General features: G+C 58.8%; 1 protein-coding gene. It reads left to right on the forward strand.

What is annotated here, in order from left to right:
• Nucleotides 1-170 precede the first annotated feature (170 nt).
• Nucleotides 171-1922 carry an amidohydrolase gene (locus ACQY6C_RS14735; RefSeq protein ID WP_427970039.1) on the forward strand — a complete coding sequence of 584 codons (1752 nt, stop codon included), beginning with the start codon at nucleotides 171-173 and terminating at the stop codon, nucleotides 1920-1922.
• Nucleotides 1923-1986 lie beyond the last annotated feature (64 nt).

Below are 1986 nucleotides of genomic sequence, written 5' to 3' on the forward strand. Positions count from 1 at the left end.
GGTCCGCTGCGCAATGTAGGAAATGTCTGAATGTGGGTGGAAAGCGGACGTCGTGGAATCGCCGCCAACTGCCCCAATGGCCGTGTTGTCCAATCCCCAACGTGATGTGAGCCTTCTTCCCTTGAAGTGCCGAGAATTGAGGCGCGGCATCTTACTCAAGGGGACTTCTCATGCGTATCAGGTTCTTGGCGTCGATTGCAGCAATTTCGCTCGCCTCTGCCTCACAAACGTCGCTGGCACAGGACAATGGCCTGATCCCGACAGCCGATTGGGCTCTGATCAACGGGCGGGTCCACACGATGGATGCCAACAATTCCATTGCCGAGGCAATTGCCGTGGAGGACGACACCATCGTCTATGTCGGCGATGAGGAGGGTTTGAGGAATTACATCGGTCTCGGCACCCATGTGATCGACGTGCATGGGGAGATGGTGCTGCCCGGCTTTATCGATGCCCATACCCACCTTGTAGGCGGAGCCTTCGTCAACAGCGGAGCTAATCTGCTCACCGATGATGCCGACGAAGTCGTAGAACGCATGCGCCAATATGTCGCCGACAATCCGGACCAACCTTTCTATATCGGCTACGGCCTGCGCCGCTCGCCGTGGCTGGCAAGAGGTGGGCTGCCGACGAAGGATATTCTCGACCAGTTCGACACCGACAAGCCGATCTATATCTGGGCGGTCGACGGCCATGCGGCCCTGGTCAATTCGAAAGCGCTCGAAGTTGCGGGCATCACCAAGGATACGGAAGACCCGGTCCCGGGCTTCGCCATTATCCACCGCGATAGTGACGGCAATCCCAATGGCTGGCTGGAAGAGCCGCCAGCACAGATGCTTGTGTTCGGACCGGTCGTGAACCCGAACGAGGAATTCATCCTCAAGGGCACTCGTACCTGGCTTCCGCGCATTGCCGCGGCTGGCGTCACTTCGGTGCAGGATCTCGGCATCCAGGGTATGTCTCAGGAGGACGGCTTCAAGCTCTTCACCAATCTCGACAAGGATGGTGAAATGCCCTTTCGCGTCAAGGGCGTCTACTACTGGAACAATGCAAGCGAGGACCCGCTCGTAACCCTGCGACGGTTTCGGGAAGAGTTCCACTCCGAACATGTCACGGTGAGCAAGCTCAAGGTCAATGTCGATGGCGCGGATGACTCTCATTCCGGGCTCTACGTCGAACCCTATGTCGACAAGCCCGACGCCAAGCCCAATCCGATCATCCCGCCCGAAGTGATCAAGAAGGTCGTTACCGAAGCCGACCGCGAAGGTATCAACGTGGTGTGCCATTGCTGGGGTGACCTCGCTGTGCGCCACATGCTCGATGCCTATGAAAATGCGATTGAGACCAATCCTCCGCGCGAGGACCGGCGCTTTGTCGTCTCGCATGGCTCGAGCGTGCATGCGGACGACATCCTCCGCTTCGCTCAGCTCGGCGTCGTCTACGACACCTCGGGCGCGTGGATGGCCAACGACCCGACGTTGGTGGAGATTTCAAGGTTGCGGCTAGGCGCGGAACGCCAGGATGACATGTATCCGGCGATGAAGATCATCGAGGCCGGGGGAAAGGTATCGTTCGGGAGCGACTGGCCGGTGTCCGGCTACCTCTCCGAATACCGCCCGCTGACGATGATCCGGACTGCTGTGACGCGTCGGCTGCCGGGGCTGGACGATCGTCCGCCGCTTGGCGGCGAGAGCGCGAAGATGCCGCTGCAGGAAGCATTGCGGGCGTCCACCATCAACGCCGCCTACAACATGGGTATCGACGACATCACCGGCTCGCTAGAAGTGGGCAAGAAGGCAGACATTGTCGTGCTGGAGGAGGACCTGTTCGATGTCGATCCCTACAAGATCGATGAGGTCAAGGTTCTCTATACGATGATGGGCGGTCAGCTCACCTACGACCATAGAGACGACACGAAATAGTCTGTTCCAGCGCGCATTCGCACAGCGTCAAATCCTACTGGATGGAACACATGGAACAGGGTCC

Origin of the sequence: Altererythrobacter sp. (genome assembly GCF_050299635.1) — a bacterium.
In the GTDB taxonomy this organism is placed as follows: Bacteria; Pseudomonadota; Alphaproteobacteria; order Sphingomonadales; family Sphingomonadaceae; genus Erythrobacter.